Annotated in this window: 12 protein-coding genes and 1 tRNA gene; 6 read left to right on the top strand and 7 right to left on the bottom strand. The window is 58.2% G+C overall.

Annotated features, from left to right (window positions below):
• Window positions 1-125: 125 nt before the first annotated feature.
• Together ACKUUJ_RS05045 and ACKUUJ_RS05040 are read left to right on the top strand one after the other, a co-directional pair.
• A complete protein-coding gene (locus ACKUUJ_RS05045) occupies window positions 126-1,151 on the top strand; it encodes a zinc-dependent alcohol dehydrogenase family protein (RefSeq protein WP_118387611.1) in 1,026 nt (341 codons plus the stop codon).
• Between the two features lie 65 nt (window positions 1,152-1,216).
• On the top strand, window positions 1,217-1,972 hold the full coding sequence (locus tag ACKUUJ_RS05040) for a GntR family transcriptional regulator (protein ID WP_409064858.1): 756 nt from the start codon (window positions 1,217-1,219) through the stop codon (window positions 1,970-1,972).
• A gap of 131 nt (window positions 1,973-2,103) precedes the next feature.
• Here the strand turns inward: ACKUUJ_RS05040 and ACKUUJ_RS05035 are convergent, their stop codons facing one another.
• The 4 genes from ACKUUJ_RS05035 to ACKUUJ_RS05020 all read right to left on the bottom strand — a co-directional run bounded on the left by ACKUUJ_RS05035 (window position 2,104) and on the right by ACKUUJ_RS05020 (window position 6,531).
• Window positions 2,104-3,357, bottom strand: coding sequence for a 4Fe-4S binding protein (locus tag ACKUUJ_RS05035; protein ID WP_320676325.1), 1,254 nt, complete (start codon window positions 3,355-3,357; stop codon window positions 2,104-2,106).
• Between the two features lie 151 nt (window positions 3,358-3,508).
• On the bottom strand, window positions 3,509-4,015 hold the full coding sequence (locus ACKUUJ_RS05030) for an iron-containing alcohol dehydrogenase (protein ID WP_320676327.1): 507 nt from the start codon (window positions 4,013-4,015) through the stop codon (window positions 3,509-3,511).
• A 113-nt stretch (window positions 4,016-4,128) separates the two neighbouring features.
• Entirely contained in the window at window positions 4,129-5,229 is a 1,101-nt protein-coding gene (locus ACKUUJ_RS05025; protein ID WP_409064857.1) for a glycerol dehydrogenase, read from the bottom strand.
• 78 nt (window positions 5,230-5,307) lie between these two features.
• On the bottom strand, window positions 5,308-6,531 hold the full coding sequence (locus ACKUUJ_RS05020; protein ID WP_215675225.1) for an iron-containing alcohol dehydrogenase: 1,224 nt from the start codon (window positions 6,529-6,531) through the stop codon (window positions 5,308-5,310).
• A 500-nt stretch (window positions 6,532-7,031) separates the two neighbouring features.
• Between ACKUUJ_RS05020 and ACKUUJ_RS05015 the strand changes: the two genes are divergently transcribed.
• From ACKUUJ_RS05015 to ACKUUJ_RS05000, 4 genes are all read left to right on the top strand, one after another.
• Window positions 7,032-8,108 (top strand): hypothetical protein, encoded by a 1,077-nt coding sequence (locus ACKUUJ_RS05015; RefSeq protein WP_409064856.1) that lies wholly within the window; start codon window positions 7,032-7,034, stop codon window positions 8,106-8,108.
• Entirely contained in the window at window positions 8,108-9,151 is a 1,044-nt protein-coding gene (locus ACKUUJ_RS05010; protein ID WP_409064855.1) for a hypothetical protein, read from the top strand. Before ACKUUJ_RS05015 ends, ACKUUJ_RS05010 begins: the two co-directional genes overlap by 1 nt.
• Before the next feature lie 45 nt (window positions 9,152-9,196).
• Window positions 9,197-11,374, top strand: a complete 2,178-nt coding sequence (locus ACKUUJ_RS05005) for a MurT ligase domain-containing protein (protein WP_409064854.1) — start codon at window positions 9,197-9,199, stop codon at window positions 11,372-11,374.
• A 298-nt stretch (window positions 11,375-11,672) separates the two neighbouring features.
• A tRNA-Glu gene (locus ACKUUJ_RS05000) sits at window positions 11,673-11,749 on the top strand.
• A 246-nt stretch (window positions 11,750-11,995) separates the two neighbouring features.
• On the opposite strand, the gene ACKUUJ_RS04995 is transcribed toward ACKUUJ_RS05000, so the two are convergent.
• The 3 genes from ACKUUJ_RS04995 to ACKUUJ_RS04985 all read right to left on the bottom strand — a co-directional run bounded on the left by ACKUUJ_RS04995 (window position 11,996) and on the right by ACKUUJ_RS04985 (window position 16,428).
• Entirely contained in the window at window positions 11,996-13,432 is a 1,437-nt protein-coding gene (locus ACKUUJ_RS04995) for a serine hydrolase domain-containing protein (protein ID WP_409064853.1), read from the bottom strand.
• Window positions 13,433-13,558: 126 nt separating this feature from the next.
• On the bottom strand, window positions 13,559-15,028 hold the full coding sequence (locus ACKUUJ_RS04990) for a PTS transporter subunit EIIC (RefSeq protein WP_195363235.1): 1,470 nt from the start codon (window positions 15,026-15,028) through the stop codon (window positions 13,559-13,561).
• Window positions 15,029-15,096: 68 nt separating this feature from the next.
• On the bottom strand, window positions 15,097-16,428 hold the full coding sequence (locus ACKUUJ_RS04985) for a 6-phospho-alpha-glucosidase (protein ID WP_409064852.1): 1,332 nt from the start codon (window positions 16,426-16,428) through the stop codon (window positions 15,097-15,099).
• Window positions 16,429-16,447 lie beyond the last annotated feature (19 nt).

Genomic DNA, 16,447 nt, shown 5'->3' with positions numbered 1-16,447 from the left:
TTAAATCTGACATAGTTGATGGCTGCATTTCAATTTTCTTTTCTACTTGTCTAGATGTGCTTGTCTATATCTATAGACATGCCTATACTTCATTACAACATTCACCGCCACGTTAAGGAGTCACCATGAAAAGCGCGGTCTTCTATGGAAAGCACGACCTCAGAGTCGAGGAATCGGCAAAGCCGGCCGTGGGCAGGCGCGACGTTCTGATCAACGTCAAAGCTTGCGGCGTCTGCGGTACCGACGTTCATATCTATGAAGGCGACAAGGGTGCAGCCGACGTTACCCCGCCCACGATCCTTGGTCATGAGTTTGCGGGCGTTGTCGAGGCCGTGGGCAGCGACGTCGCTGGCTTTAAACCGGGCGATCGCGTGTGCATCGACCCAAACCATCCCTGCGGCTGCTGCGAACCCTGCCGCGACGGAATCAACCACTACTGCGAGCATATGACCGGTTACGGCACCACTGTTAACGGCGGCTTTGCCGAGTACTGCTCCGTCGATATGCAGCAAGTCTACAAGTTGGGCGATCACACCAGCTTTGAGCAGGGTGCTATGACCGAGCCCGTCGCCTGCTGCCTGCACGGCATCGATATGTGCAACATCAAGCCCGGCAGCACAGTTGTCGTTATCGGCGGTGGCATGATCGGTCTGCTCATGATGCAGCTTGCTAAAAACGCCGGCGCCACCAAGGTTGTCTTGCTCGAGCCCGTCGAAGGCAAGCGCGAGGTTGCGCTCAAACTCGGCGCCGACCTGGCAATTGATTCCATCCACGAGGACGTCCCGGCCCGCCTGAAGCAGGAGGGCGTCGGCAACGTCGATGTCGTTATCGAGTGTGTTGGCAAGCCCGTCACCATCGAGCAGGCCATCCAGATCGCCGGCCACAAGGCTACGGTCATGATGTTCGGCCTCACCAAGCCCGATGAGACGATCACCGTCAAGCCCTTCGAGGTCTTCCAGAAGGAGCTTGTGCTTACCTCGTCCTACATCAACCCTTATACGCAGCGTCGCGCGCTCGAGCTCATCGACTCTGGCAGGCTCGACGTATCCTCGATGGTCGCCAAGGTGGCTTCCCTCGACGAACTCGGCGCCATCCTGTCAGACCCAGCTCTGCGTGCCATGGGTAAATATATAATCGACCCCAGCAAGTAAATCGATCGACACCTGCGCGAGCGGTCCTCATCCACCGCTCGCGCACTCAACTCTAGGAGACCGTCGTGGCGCGAGCCATCTTCCAAACTATTTATGACAACGTGAAGCAGTCGATTGACGACGGCACTTACGCCTATCAGAGTTATCTGCCTTCGGAGACTGAGCTCACGCAGCTGTTTGACTGTTCGCGTATGACGGTCCGTCGCGCCATCTCGATGCTTGCGGCAGATGGTTACGTGCTCCCCCAGCAAGGCAAAGGCATGCGCGTCATTCGCAACATCAGTGACGAGAAGAGTAGTGGTGGCGGCGGACTCGAGACCTTCAAGGAAATCGCGACCAGCCGAGGCTTTGAGCTCAAGACTGTCACCACCGTCTTTGAGCTCCTCATCTGCAGCAAGGCGCTCTCCAAGATTACCGGGTTTCCCGAAGGCTGTGAGCTCACACGCGCCAAACGCATCCGTTATGCAGACGGACAAGCCGTGTGCTCCGACGACTCCTATTACCTAAGCTCACAGGTACCGGGGCTGACACCCGAGATTGTCAACGACTCGATCTATCGTTACCTCGAAGAAGATCTTGGCATTAAGATTGCCACAGGCAAACGCGATGTGACGATCGAGCATCCCACGCCCGAGGATACGCGCGTGCTCGATCTCGACGACTTTAACGCACTCGCCGTTATACGCGGGCAGACCTACAACGCCGACGGCATCCTTATGGAATACACCGAGACAAAACAGGTCCCCGGGTTCTTTTTGCTCCATGAAACCGTGACGCGCAACGGTACCGGTCGAACCGGCCACCAAAGCAGTATGAGCTAACCATCTATTAGTTGCGGTGGAATAGTTCCTAGAATGGCCAGCTTAAGGGCAAAACAGGAACTATTCCACCGCAACTTTTTTGGCCGGCGGGGCAGCACCTGTCCCACCGGCCATCATTTACGCTCTTTCAGCTAGTCCGCGAGCTTTTCTACCTGGTCGAGCATCTTGTCGAGCTTGGCCTTTGCTTCGGCCTTGACCTTCTCAGCTTCTTCGTGAGCCTTCGCCTTCTGGGCGGCCTTTTCCTCGGCTTCGGGATCGACGACGACCAGATTGGACGCGTCGTGCTCAACAAGCTTGAGCGCATGCTCGGGACAAACCTTGACACAGGCGCCGCAGCCTAAACAATACGTGGACTCCAACGCAAAGCGGCCGCTTCCCACCAAATCGCAGGCGAACGTGGGGCACACGTTGACGCACTCGCCGCACGACGTGCACTTGTCAAAATCGCACTCCGGCGTGCTCACCTGCATATTCTGGGCAAGCTCGGGATGGTTCTGCAGTGTCGAGAGCACCAGCTGCCGCCCATGGGTGAGCGAACGGCGACGCTTGGTCGTCGTGGTGCCGCACATGGTGTTGAGCGTACGCTCCAGCTGGGTAATCTGATGGCGATGGGCCTTGAGCTTTTGCGTCACCGAAGCCAGCGCCGCCGTCGCCGGATTGAGCTTGGTCACCGTCAGGCCCGTGGTGCGGGCAATTTTTTCCATGTACTCTTTGCGCTCGTACTCGCGGCGCTTATGGCATTTGAGGCTCTTGGGGTCGACCTCCAAGCCCATACCCGTGCCGGACCACTCCTCGGCCTTCGCAATCGCCTCGCCCAGAATGTCCTCGCCGCCGGTGTTGCGGCATTTATCGCACACGCCCAACGGCAGGTACACACTCACGTTGGGATAGTCGGCCAGTACCGAAAACCAAGTCTCTGCCGTAATATCGCCCACGCAGGCAACGACGACCTCGTTTTCACGCGGCATGCGTTTGAGGGCACGCGTGCAGGTGACGTAGGCGGTCTCGTGGCTCGTAGCAGCAGAGACGATATCGTCATACAGGTTTTTAGGCGCCAGGCGCGGCGAGATGATCGCCTCGGTCGGGCAGGCAGCGGCGCACAGACCGCACTTGCGGCAGGAGTCGAGAATCTCGATGGAGTCTTCCTCGACCTCGATAGCGTTGACCGGGCACACGTCCATGCACGCGGTGCAACCGCTCTTTTCGTTTTTGCAGGTCAGGCACGGAATGGTGTTGCCGCGCGGACGCTCCTTGTAGTCAGCAGGATTCCACTGCGGCGCCGACGGATCGAGTGCATCGGTCACGCCGCCAAGCGGGTTTTTAAGAAAATCGAAACCCTTGCTGATCTCGATAATGTCATCAAACAGATCGTGTTCCTGCGCCATGCGCGGCCCCTCCCTGAGCAGTGCAAACAAGCAAGAGATAATGATACGCTATCGGCCCACGCCTCGGGCAAATTACACGCGGAGCATCTTTGCGGCAAATAGCCCATGGCCTATCGCCGCCTCGATTGCACAAGGTCAATCAAGTGCCAAGCTATGCCTCGCACATGAGCTGCACGAGTTTTTGTTTGGTCACCTTGGCCTGCTCGTTGGCCATATTGCGCTCGTTTCTAAAGACCGCATTTGCAACACCCTGCAGATCGCCATCGGAAATCACGCTGCACGGACCGTCCATCGACGCCGCCGTGGGGCATACGCACAACGGCAACTCGGCATAAAACGCAACGGCCTTGGCGATATCGAGCATCTTGCCGCCGCCAATACCCACCACCATGTCGCAATACTCGGCCTGGGCTTCCTTAGCCATTTCGACAACGGCCTCTTCCGTACACGGACCGTCATAAATCTTAAAGAACGGCTCGCTTAGATCTTCGTCCAGAAATCCATCGACGATCTGCCTGCACAGCCGATCCTCGGTGCCCTGGTCAAACAAGACATAGGCAGCGCAGCCCAACCATGACAAATACCTGCCTTGACGCGACAGTTCGCCCGGCCCCTGAACATACCGGCCGGGACCGCCGTAAACCATAGGAAGCGCCATACGAGAATCCGCCCTTCATCAAACAACGATTGGTGCAAAGTAACCTTGCCCCTTTGCACCATAGCAAAAAGGGGCAAAGCCATCTGCTGGCTTTGCCCCTTCCTTAGCTTGATTTACTCATCCATGAGATAGTAGTGGCCCAGTGCGTCGGCACCCAGGATGGCGTTGGCGACCATCTCGGGCGTCACCTCAAACGGCATATTGCACATGGTGTCATCGGGCGCGCAGGCGGCCTCGGCAACAATCATGGCTTGCTCGCGCGTAAGCTCAGCAACGCCAAGTTCCTTCATCGTGACCGGCAGACCCAGCTCAATGCAGAAGCCCAAGACTTCCTCGAGTTTCTCAGTCGGGGCATCCTCGAGTACCAGCTGGACGATGGTGCCGAAGGCGACCTTCTCGCCGTGATACATGCTGTGGCACTCGGGCAGCATCGTCAAGCCATTATGGATGGCATGGGCCGCAGCGAGACCCGAGCTCTCAAAGCCAATGCCCGAAAGCAGCGTATTGGCCTCGATGATATGCTCGACGGCAGGCGTGAGCGCACCCTTCTCCAGCGCAACCTTGGCCTTGACGCCATCGGCCATAAGCGTCTCGTAGCAGAGCTTGGCGAGCGCCAGGCCGGCCATGCCGCCCTTGCCGCCAGCGCAGGTGCCGCCGTCGGCATCGTGCGTCGCCTGGGCCTCGAAGTAGGTTGCGAGCGCATCGCCCATACCGGAAACCGTCAGGCGCACCGGGCTCGCCGCGATAACCGTCGTATCCATCAGGACGATATTGGGGTTTGCCTTAAGGAAGAGATACTTATCGAACTGGCCGTCATCGGTGTAAAGTACCGAAAGTGCCGAGCACGGTGCATCGGTCGAGGCAATGGTGGGGCAAATGATAACCGGGGACTCCAGGTAATAGGCGACGGCCTTCGCGGTGTCGAGGATCTTGCCGCCACCGACGCCGACGATGATGTCGCAACCGTTGTCGCGGGCGAGCGCAACCAGGCGATCGACCTCGCCCTTGGAGCATTCGCCGTTAAAGTCCTCAAACAGCAGCTCGGCCTTAGCCTTGGTAAAGCCGCCCTCGATCTTGGCGCCGACGCGCTTCTTGCCCGAAGGCGTCACGATAACGAGGGCCTTAGCGCCGAGCGGCTCGACATAGGAGCCGAGCTTGGCGAGCTCGTCCGGACCCTGGATGTACTTGCTGGGGCTATTGAAAATTGCAGCCATAACTATCCCATTCTCTAAAAAAGAAAGGGGCTCCGTACAGATACGTGCGGAGCCCCTCGTTACGATAACAAGAGTCGATTAGAAATCGATGTCGGTGTCGTAGTAGCAGGCCTTGAGGATCTTCTCGAAGTCGGCAGCCTTGGTCTCACGCGGGTTCTCGGGCGTGCAGGCGTCCTGCTCGGCGTTCGCGGCGATCTCGGGCAGCTTGGCGAGGAACTCCTCCTCGGAAACCATCTGCGGGTTCTCGGCGTCGACCTTCACGCCACCATTCGCGTAATCCTTGATGGACTGCGGAATGTTGAGCTGGTCGTTGAGGTCGCGGATCTTCTGGACGAGCGCAGCGATGAGCTCCTCGTTGGTCTCGCCGGGAAGGTGCAGGATCTCCTTGGCCACGTAAGCGTAACGCTCGGCAGCACGGGGATCCTTGGAGTTCCACTGGATGACCTTGCCCAGGTACATGGCGTTAGCGGCACCGTGGATGATGTGGCCGTTCTCGAAGGCAGCACCGGTCTTGTGAGCCATGGAGTGAACGATGCCGAGCAGGCCCGAGGAGAAGGCGATACCGGCGATGCACTGAGCCTCGTGCATGTGCTGACGGGCCTCATGGTCGCCAGCATAGGACTTGGGCAGCCACTCGACGATCTCGCGGATGCCGTGCAGGGCGTTGGCGTCGGTGAACATAGAGGCGCAGGTGGAAACATAGGCCTCCATGCAGTGGGTCAGAGCATCCATGCCGGTGTGAGCGCACAGCTTGGCGGGCATGGTGTAGGTGAGCTCGGGGTCGACGATGGCGACATCAGGGGTGATGTTGAAGTCGGCCAGCGGGTACTTGATGCCCTTGGCGTAGTCGGTAATGACGGAGAACGCGGTGACCTCGGTAGCGGTGCCGGAGGTAGAGGAGATGGCGCAGAAATGAGCCTTCTGACGCAGCTCGGGGAAGCTGAACGGCTGGATGATGTTGTCGAAGGACTCCTCGGGATACTCGTAGAAGACCCACATGGCCTTAGCAGCATCGATGGGCGAACCGCCGCCGATAGCAACGATCCAGTCGGGCTCGAAGTCGCGCATAGCGGCTGCGCCCTTCATGACGGTCTCGATGGAGGGATCGGACTCGACGCCCTCGAAAAGCTTGACCTCCATGCCGGCCTCTTTGAGGTCGGCCTCGACGTCCTGCAAGAACCCGCCGCGGCGCATAGAGCTGCCGCCAGAAACGATGATGGCCTTCTTGCCCTTGAGGTTCTTCACCTCGTGGCGAGCGCCCTCACCAAAGTACAGATCGCGAGGATTGGTAAAACGTCCCATACTGTGCCTCCTAAACAAGCCCCTCTTAGACTTGCGTATATAACGGAGCACCCAATTGGCTCCGTTAGGACCGGTTTGCGCGTTGCCGGCGATGACAATGCGCGATGTCTAAACGTCTCAACGCTCAGACAAACACTATTTTACCGTTCTGGTTGGTCAGTTATTCACCTAAAGCCAACAATGATGAAACGTTTTTTCTATCCCTGAAGACCCTTGTGCGGCATCCATACTCCCAAGCTGGGCAAACGTTTTATCAAGGTTGACCACATATCCCGGGCAGGACCGTGCCCCTCCAAAATATGCACCGTTCGCCGCCAAAAATCGACCGTTTGCGGCACCGTGATACCACTCGGTCGTCCAAGGTGCCGACATTTGTGCGACATCCGTCTTCGTGGTGCAAAGGTGCAAGTCCAAGTGCGGCACCCCCGTTGTGCCACATGCGGGTAAACTAGAACTTTATATAGAAACATTTGAACCCTAACCGCAGCAAAGGAGGCCCCATGGCATTCGATCCCATTCAAGAGAATTGCCATCGCCTCGTTCTTGAGGCCTTGCGCCGCGACAATATCCCGCTCACCGACGCTGCCGCCGTAGAGCATCTGATGGAACAATTCACCCGCAACCCCGCACCGCTCATCGTGCACGACCGCGACCGCGCCGGGCACCTCATTGCCAAGGTGGTCGAGGCTGTCGACTACCGCATTCCCTTTATCCCTGACGATACCCAGGCAGAGCAGGAAGAGGCAGCTGCCGAGAACATGCTCCGCGAGGCAGCCGCGCTCGACCCCACCAACTGGGACGCTCAGCGCATGCTGACCGCCCTCGCCGCCGAATCCAACGAGGAATACGTGCAGTATCTGGTGTCCAAGTGCGACGAGGTGGAGCACGATCTGGCGCTTAAGATCGCCTCGGCGCAGGACCCCTACGAGCGCGAGGCCGCTGGCGACCTTATGCGCCGCCCCTACCTGCGCTGGCTTGCCGCCTTGGCATCGCGCGCGCTCATTAGCGGCCGCTATCGCATGTCGCTCGAAGCCGCAAACCGCAGCCTCGACTTTGCCCCCAACGATCCTGCCGGCGTCCGCCACACCGCGATGCTCGCCATGGCAAAGCTCGAATACCCCGCCGAGGAGCTCAAGCGCTTTCGCTCTGCCCACTCCGTCCCCTATCTCGCCAACACGCCGCTGCGCCGTCGTCCCAAGGATGCGGAGCGCGACTTGGACCCGTGGACGCTCATCGCGCTGATGAGCGCTGCCTGGCGCGAGCTGGACTACGAGGGTGCCGAGCACTACTTGCGCATCCTTGCACGCTCGTGCCCGCACGCAGCCGAGGCACTCTACTTCCAAACCGAGTTTCCCGATGGCGTCTATGCCCGCGTCAACGTAGGCGTAGGCTCCACCGACGAGCTTGTCCTCGCGCTGTCCGAGGCGACGCCGGTGCTGCAGGAGGGCCTGGGCGCCCCCGACAACGCCAGCTTTGCCGCCTGGGTCGCCACCAACGATATCGTGCGTTCCCAAATCGATGAGCGCATCCTGCAGGCGGCCGAGCAGGGTTTGCCGTTTAAGGGAGGAGACCTCTAATGGATCCGAGCGTCTACATCCCCGCCTACCTGGAGCGCACCTATCTGGCGTCGCACCCCGAGCTCACCGATGCAGCACGCGAGCTTGTCCATAACGACATTAGCGCGAATCCCCAAAAGTATGCGCAGTCCGAGCATGCCCAGGCGCTGCTGTCCTACGCCGGTGTTCATCGCCACCTGCTCGACGAGCTCCATCGCATCGAGGACATGGGCAGTGACGAGGAGTTCGAACAGACGCGTAATCGCCTGTTCGACGACATGCGCGATGAGCTGCTCAAAATTGTCCGCGTCGATGCACATGTCCTCGATGCCCAGCTGCTCGCCATCATTTTGGCGGACACGCCCGTTGACGCCTGCCTGGGCGACCTGATGAAGCTCGAGGCGACCACGACCGATTACCTGCAGCAAAGTGTGCCCGGGTTCGATATGGAGGCCCCACACTACTGGGCCAACAAAGTTTTGACGGACGGCGTGACGGCGGCAGATCTCACCGTGAACGAGCCGGCACTTATCGGGTGGCTCCACACGCTTGAGGCCATCTCGCAGCTGTGCATGGCGAGCGCCCGCTACCGTGCTGCCGCCAACTATTCTCGCCGCGTTCTTAAGGCGGAAGGCTATCCCACCCGAGCTGCAGGCACCGTGCTACTCGCCCTCGCTCGCCTGGAAGACGAGGACGGCTTTTTTGCCCTGGCCCACCAGCTCGAGGAGCAGATGGGGGCCGATGCCCTCGAGAGCTCCCCCTGGTACCTACTCGCCCGCACGATCCTGTTGTTCAAAACGAACAAGATGCGCCCGGCGACACGCGCGCTGCGCGAGTTTGCCAACCGCTGCGAGGGCGGCGCGTTCTTTTTGCTGAACCCCATGTATCAGACACCGTACCTTCCCTGCCGGCCCGAACCGCACGACCCCTGGGACCTTTCGCATCAGGCAGTTTGGGAGGCCGACGGCATCATCTCGGATACTCCCGACTTTGCCCCCTGGGCCAACGCTTGCGAAGACGTATCGCAGCTTGCCCAGGAATTTGCGCGCCGTTACGGCTTTTAACGGCACAAACGTCACGACCATGTCATTCACGTTAGGAACGGCTTCATGAACTTCCGCTCATCTCTCGCCTGCACCTCGAGCGATATCGCCCGCTGGGGACTGCGCTCCGTCCTTAAGCGCCAGGGCGGCGTACTCCCCGGCCGCATCGCCATGAAGATTGACCCCGAGCTGCTAAGCGACCTCGCGGGCCTTGTCGACCGCAGCGTGGTGATCACCGGCACCAACGGCAAGACCACCACCTCCAACCTCATCGCCGATGCCGTTGCCGCCAGCGGCGCCACCGTGGTATGCAACCGCGCCGGCAACAACATGGAGCCGGGCGTGGTGGGCGCGTTGCTCGAGGCACGCGGCAACCTTAAGCGAACCGCCAGCAGCAAGCGCGTAGGCGTCTTTGAGTGCGACGAGCTCTACACGGTGCGCGTCCTGCCCAAGCTCAAGCCGACCTACTTTGTGCTGCTCAACCTGTTCCGCGACCAGCTGGACCGCTACGGCGAGATCGACCACACCCAGGACGTCATCGCCCACGCGCTGGAGCTTTCGCCGGCAACGACGCTCATCTATAACGCCGACGATCCGCTGTGCGCCTCGATCGCCGCACGCGTCCCCAACACGAGCATCGCCTTTGGCATCGACGGCGCCACGGGCACCGAGTCCGATCGCATTAGCGACTCGCGTTTTTGCTCGCAGTGCAACGCGCCGCTGGAGTACGACTATGTGCAGTACGGCCAACTCGGCGCCTATCATTGTCCTTCGTGCGGTTGGGGTCGTCCCGCGCTGGTCCGTCGCGTGACAGGCGTTGAGCTCACCTGCAGTGGCTACGGCTTTGACCTGAACTTTGGACCCGATACCGACGCACCTGCAACGCACATCGTCACGCGCTACAACGGCCTGTACATGGTCTACAACGTTGCCGCCGCCTTCTTTGCGGCGCGCGAGCTGGGCGTGGACGCAGCTCACCTACAGCCCACGCTCGATGCCTACGTCCCCGCCGGCGGACGCATGGGCCGCTGGGAGATCGCCGGCCGTACCGTCGAGGCAAACCTGGCCAAGAATCCCGTGGGCTTCGATCGACAGATCCAGTCCATTAAGACGGCGGGCGGCAGACTCTGTGCCTTCTTCCTGAACGACAACGACGCCGACGGCCACGATGTCTCGTGGATCTACGACGTCGACTTCGAGCGCATCGCCGATACCCCAGGGCTTGTCGCCTTTGCCGGCGGCACGCGTGCACACGATATGCAGGTACGTCTGAAGTACGCCGGCATCGACGCCGCCATCATCTCGAATATCGAGCAGGCGATCGGCGCCGTGGCAGACGAGATCGCCGATGACACCTTCTACGCCGTCGCCAACTACACGGCCTTCCCGCCGCTGGTCAAGGAACTCGATGAGCTTAAGGGCACCGATGCGAGCTCGGTTCCCTCCCACGCCGCAACGCGCGCCGATGGCAGCGCTGTCCCCACCGATATTGCGCCGGTCGAGCTCTCGCGCCCCCTGCGCATCGTCTACCTGTATCCCGATGCCCTCAACCTCTATGGCGACGGCGGCAACGTCATTGCCCTCGAGCGCCGCTGCGCCTGGCGCGGCATCCCCGTGCGCGTGGACGAGGTCCGTATGGGTGAGTCGCTCGATCTCACCGACGCCGATATCGTCATGATGGGCGGTGGCTCCGACCGCGACCAGTTGGCTGTGGCACATGAATTGCTCGCTCAAAAAGACAAGGTCGCGGCCTATGTTGAGGACGGCGGCTCGCTGCTCGCAATCTGCGGCAGCTATCAGCTGCTCGGCCGTTCGTACTACATGGGCGACGATCGCATTGAGGGTCTGGGCGTCATTGCCGCCGAAACCGTGCGCGGCTCCAACCGTCTGATCGGCAACGTCGCCGTCAAAACCGACCTGGCACCCGAGCCCTTTGTGGGATTCGAGAACCACGGCGGCCGCACCCTGCTCGATGCTGAGGCCACGCCGCTCGGAACGTCCGTCGTCACGGGTACCGGCAACAACGGCGACGATGGCTTTGAGGGCCTCATCTACAAGGGCGTCATCGGCACGTACCTACACGGACCGGCACTGCCCAAGAACCCCGAGCTCGCCGACCGGCTCATCGCCCACGCCCTCGAGCGCCGTGGCGACGCACAGGCCAACGCTCTGCTGCCGCTCAAGCCCCTCGACGACACCTACGAGCACGCTGCCCACGACGCCGCGATGAAGCTCCTCCCCTAACGCCCCGCCACCACAAAGGGGACAGGCACCTTTGTGGTGGTTTTGATCTGCCACGTTTGTTTGTCTCGATCTGTAACATCTAGGCCGTTAAAAGTCGTCTTACTGTTACAGAATGAGATGTTCGTCCCGATGCCCGCCGTCTGTCTCGATCTGTAACAGATAGAGCCGATTTGCCCGCCCAGATGTTACAGATTGAGATATTTGAAAATCGGAATAAAAGCCTACTCCTGTGTGGTGGTTTTCCAGTTTGCCAACGATATACGCGCCGGCAAAAAAGTCTGCTATACTCTTTCCCGCTGTCCCCATCGTCTAGCGGCCAAGGACGCCACCCTTTCAAGGTGGATATCGCGGGTTCGAATCCCGCTGGGGGCACCATTTGAAATGAGAAGCCCGTTATCCTCACGATAGCGGGCTTTTTGCTGCCATGTACCGGGATTCGAACTCAACAGGGCGCGGAGCCGAGGAAACGCACTTACGCTTCGACCCTAACAAGTGATTAACTTAGTCCCTAGCAATACGATATCTGAAACGTCCGTATCGAAAAACATTGCCTGGAGACAGCTCCGTCTTCATTAGCCGTGATGTTGACAAGCTTTCTTATCAATCGCACGCCTTGAAAAATTATCCCAACTTCAAAATCGCTGTGAGTTCCGAGGGCGCCGGGAAACAGCACATTCCCTCAACTCGCACCCTGCACACAGCATAAATACCTCCGATCCGTACATCGATAAAACAGCGCCGTGTGTAGTCCAGTTCCCTGGTCTCGATTTGTAAACTTGTTGGCGAAGTCCAGGCATACGCTGCAAACAACTTGCGAACATCCCATGCGGGGGCATCGTCCCTCTCAGCTTCATGAGTCACGAAAGGAAAGAGGTCTCCGACTCCGGCCCCATCGCCCGATTTACAAACCCAAGACTTGTAGCCGGCCCTCACGCCGTACTCGCGACCATCGCGCAACAGAGATAAATCCAGCTCATTCTCATGAAATCGAATATCGATCTCTTCAAAATCCCCGAAAATGCAACGGTGAATGCCCTCGAGGCGTAATGAACTCAAACGTCCGCCAGAAGCCAACCCAGCTGGCAAGGGAATGCTATCGAAGTCACGTTCGGAAGCCACCGTTTCCCGAACATTAGACTCTTTGAACAATACCTCATACAGCGGATCAAGCAGCGCCTTACTTCCTGTCGTGGAACTCGAGCCGGCGATGACAAGGCCATCTGTGGGCCGTATGTAGCACAGCTGCCCAAAAAGGCCAGAGCATCTGAACCCGCCACGCCGGCACATCCAGAACTGGTATCCATAGCCATTGCTGTCTTCAGTCGCCTCAGACGGATAAAAGGGGCTCGTTTCCATCTGAATCTTCGTCGCCTCGGCAACCCATTCCGCGGGAATGATCTGTTCCCCACGCCACTTGCCGCCATCCAGCAAACATTGACCAAACTTAGCCAAATCCGGTGTCGAAAGGTGAAGACCAAAACCTCCGGTCGTATGACCGGCTTGATCCTCTTCCCACCACCAATTTCTAATGCCTAACGGCGTAAACAAACGTTCGGCGAGATAATCGGATTCTTTCGTTCCACTTATGCGTTGCACGAGCATGCTCAATAAATGTGAACACAGCGAATCGTAGTGAAAGACCTCGCCCGGCTTCCAGTCAAACTCACGATGAAGAACCTCATGTGCCCAGTCGTCTCCCGCGCCAATATACGAAAGGTCACTCTCCTGCCCCATCGTCATAGTCAGCAAATTGCGAACCGTCACATTGTGAAAGCGCTCATCCGCAATCTCGCCTTCATATTCCGGGAAGTATGAAATCCAGCGATCGGTCAGCGACAGCCGTCCTTCATTCACCAACATCCCGACAGCAACCGAGGTGAAGGACTTAGTCACAGAATAGAGCGGGTGAACGTGTTCGAGGGCGAACGGCGCAGCCGCATGCTCGAAGACGACTTCACCATCTTGTCGGACCACGACTGAGCGGACTTCCACACCTGCGGACCTCCACGCCGCAAGGCATGCCTCGCCCATCTTATTGTCAAAGATAATATTAGGCACCCTCAACCACTGCCTCTCGAACGAAATCAGTACAAGACGAGGTCGCCCTCGGCGCTTATCCAAGGACGACCTTGTCAGATTGCTGGCGCGCGGGGAAATACTTGTTCCGCGGCTCCACTTCTTTGGCTACTTTGCAGCCTCTACCGCCGGCACGTCCTCCTTGTACGTCGCATACGTAAGCAGGAATGAAATCACGCTGGAAACCACGATGGCTATGATTACGTAAATCAGATAGCTCGCGCCCATTGCGCCGGACGGATCAATGAAGCCCGGGAAGGCGCAGAAGCCGCCGCCGGTGAAGGCGAACATCTTGGTACCAAGAGCACCGATGATTAGGCCGCCGGGCACAGAGGCGATGCAGCTCATGACAAAAGGCTTCTTGCGCGGAAGGGTCACGCCGTAGATGCAGGGCTCGGTGATGCCGAAGAAGAAGCCCGAGATGAACGCCGGCCATGCAAGCTGCTTGAGCTTTACGTCCTTAGTCTTCAGAAGAATGGCAAGGACGGCAAGGGACTGAGCGTACGAGCAAACCATGTACGGCGCCATGACAATATCCCAGCCCTGGGAGGCAATGTTCACCAGCATGAGGGCAATGACACTCCAGTGGAAGCCGAAGATGACCATAGGCTGCCAAATGGCAGTAAGCACGATGCCGCCGAGCGCGCCGCCGATGACAGGCAAGCTGTAGAGGGAGTTAAACAGCAGGCTCATGAGGTTCGTGATCAGGGTGGCAATCGGGCCAATAATCAAATAGGTAGCGGGGACCATCACAACGAGCACGCATGTAGGCACAAAGAAGAACTTTACATACTCAGAGAAATGCTTGCGGCACCACTTCTCCAGCTTTGCCGCGAACCAAACAGAGATGATAATCGGAATGACAGAGCTCGTATAACCCGAAGACGGCATGATGACGGGTATGCCGAGGAAAGTCGTGTAGTAGTTCATGGCAAAGGGAGTGCCGGCAAGAACCGTTCCCAAAACATCGCCCGATGTGATGTTGACCATCGCCGGATACGTAAGTGCGATACCGAGCGTCATGCCAACGAACTCACTGCAGCCAAACTTCTTTGCCGCGGTATAGCCAAGGATGATCGGCAGGAAGTAGAAGAAGCCGTCACCAGCCGCATATAGAATCTGGTACAAGCCGTCTGTTGCCGTAATCCATCCGAGGGCGACGAGAATACTCAAAACACCCTTGATCATGCCCGCGGCACACAGCACCGCAAGAATCGGCTGGATTACGCCTGAAATAGTATCGATAAGGGCACTAACAAGGTTTCCTTTCTTGACGGGCTCACCATCAAGATTAACCTCGCCCAGCCCCTCGACACCAGAAGCGGCAACTGCGGCATCGTAAACATCCTCAATCACATTGATGCCGACAACAACCTGATACTGGCCATTCGCGTTGATTACCTGAATGACGCCTTTATGAGACTCAATTGCCTTAGTATCGGCCTTCGCATCGTCTCGCAGCTTGAAACGTAGACGCGTCATGCAGTGCGAGATGCTCAGGATGTTTTCCTTACCGCCGACGAGGCCAACTACGTCCTCGCCGAGCTTGCGATTTGCAAGCTCTTTGCTTTCGCTCATGGTTTTCCTCCCATGCGACCTGTCCAAGGTCGGCCGCCCGCCATCATTCACAAAATTGATTTCCGATACTAGTGGAGTTCTGGCCAGAACTCCTTATTCGCCTCAATGAGATCGTCAAGGATTTTCTTTGCAACGGAGGCAGAGGGGACCGTCTTCGAAAGCGTCAGCGCCTGCCAAAGCTCCTGATAGGAATGGTCGACCCAAGCAGACACTGCAAGCTTTTCGACCGAGACCTGTTCCTCCATAAGTCCTTTCTGGAATTGCGGAATCTCACCTTGGCAAATTTTCTCGTAGCCGTCGCTGCCGACGATGCAGGGAATCTCGACCATAGCCGTTGGGTCAAAATTGGACACAGCCCCGTCGTTGGGAACAATCAGCGAGAAACGTTCACGAGTGTTCTCTGCCAAAGCGCGAGCGAGATCGACAATGTACTCAGCGTGGGTATCCGGCTTAAGGCCGAAACCCTCAGACGTGCCCTTTTCGATAATCTGACGCGCGGTGCCGAAGACGCGTTTCTCGCGACCCTCACGGACCTCGTCGGTGCGGGTGTGGTTGGGGTCGGTGTGCTCAACCACATAGTCCGGGAAGAGATAGTACTTGAGGTAGGTGTTCGGGATGGTATTCGGATCGAGCGCGTAAACATCCTTAGCCTTACGGAACGTCTGGTCCCAAGACGCATCGACGAATTCAAGGCCGGAATCCTCGCCGGCATAACCGTTTTTAGCCATTTGGGCCTTGATAGTGGGCATAAGGTCATTGCCAGCACGGTCGTGAATCTTTGTCCACCAGCCAAAGTGATTGAGGCCGTAGTAGCCGACGACGAGGTCGTTGTGGTCCTTGAGACCACACATCTGAGCCATGATATCCATCAGGGCTATTGGCATGTCGCAGATGTTGATGATCTTTGAATCCGGGCGAAGGCGGCGTGTCGCCTCAGCAACGATCGCCGCGGGGTTGGAGTAGTTGAGCATCCATGCGTCGGGACTGTATTTCTCCATGTAGTCAAGGATCTCGAGTACGCCGCCAATGGAGCGCAAGCCATAAGCAATGCCACCAGGACCACAGGTCTCTTGGCCAAGAACGCCATAGCGCAGGGGGATCTTCTCGTCCTTATCGCGCATAGCGTACTTGCCAACGCGAATCTGGGCAAGTACAAAGTCGATGCCTGTGAAGGCCTCCTCAGGGTCGGTCGTATAGCTGAAGGTTACCTCTGGAGCATTCTCCTTGATGTAGATGGCACATGCCTTGGCAATTGTCCCCTGACGCTCGGCATCGTTGTCATAGAGCGTAATCCTATTGATGGGGAACACATCGCGCTTCGCGAGAAGTGTCAGAACAACGCCCGGCGTATAAGTGCTTCCGCCTCCCGCGATAGTAACTGCATAACTCTGCTTTGCCATTGCAATCCTCCTGTCTAGA

Origin of the sequence: Collinsella sp. wc0583, assembly GCF_046116915.1 — a bacterium.
Taxonomy (GTDB): Bacteria; Actinomycetota; Coriobacteriia; order Coriobacteriales; family Coriobacteriaceae; genus Collinsella.
Note: the sequence above shows the minus strand (reverse complement) of the source record. Positions and strands in the feature narration are given on the sequence as shown.

What these genes read in the sequence shown, in the direction of transcription:
- ACKUUJ_RS05045 (WP_118387611.1), top strand. Translation starts at nt 126, where the DNA reads ATGAAAAGCGCGGTCTTCTATGGAAAGCACGACCTCAGAGTCGAGGAA.
- ACKUUJ_RS05035 (WP_320676325.1), bottom strand. Translation starts at nt 3,357, where the DNA reads ATGGCGCAGGAACACGATCTGTTTGATGACATTATCGAGATCAGCAAG.
- ACKUUJ_RS05030 (WP_320676327.1), bottom strand. Translation starts at nt 4,015, where the DNA reads ATGGCGCTTCCTATGGTTTACGGCGGTCCCGGCCGGTATGTTCAGGGG.
- ACKUUJ_RS05025 (WP_409064857.1), bottom strand. Translation starts at nt 5,229, where the DNA reads ATGGCTGCAATTTTCAATAGCCCCAGCAAGTACATCCAGGGTCCGGAC.
- ACKUUJ_RS05020 (WP_215675225.1), bottom strand. Translation starts at nt 6,531, where the DNA reads ATGGGACGTTTTACCAATCCTCGCGATCTGTACTTTGGTGAGGGCGCT.
- ACKUUJ_RS05015 (WP_409064856.1), top strand. Translation starts at nt 7,032, where the DNA reads ATGGCATTCGATCCCATTCAAGAGAATTGCCATCGCCTCGTTCTTGAG.
- ACKUUJ_RS05010 (WP_409064855.1), top strand. Translation starts at nt 8,108, where the DNA reads ATGGATCCGAGCGTCTACATCCCCGCCTACCTGGAGCGCACCTATCTG.
- ACKUUJ_RS05005 (WP_409064854.1), top strand. Translation starts at nt 9,197, where the DNA reads ATGAACTTCCGCTCATCTCTCGCCTGCACCTCGAGCGATATCGCCCGC.
- ACKUUJ_RS04990 (WP_195363235.1), bottom strand. Translation starts at nt 15,028, where the DNA reads ATGAGCGAAAGCAAAGAGCTTGCAAATCGCAAGCTCGGCGAGGACGTA.
- ACKUUJ_RS04985 (WP_409064852.1), bottom strand. Translation starts at nt 16,428, where the DNA reads ATGGCAAAGCAGAGTTATGCAGTTACTATCGCGGGAGGCGGAAGCACT.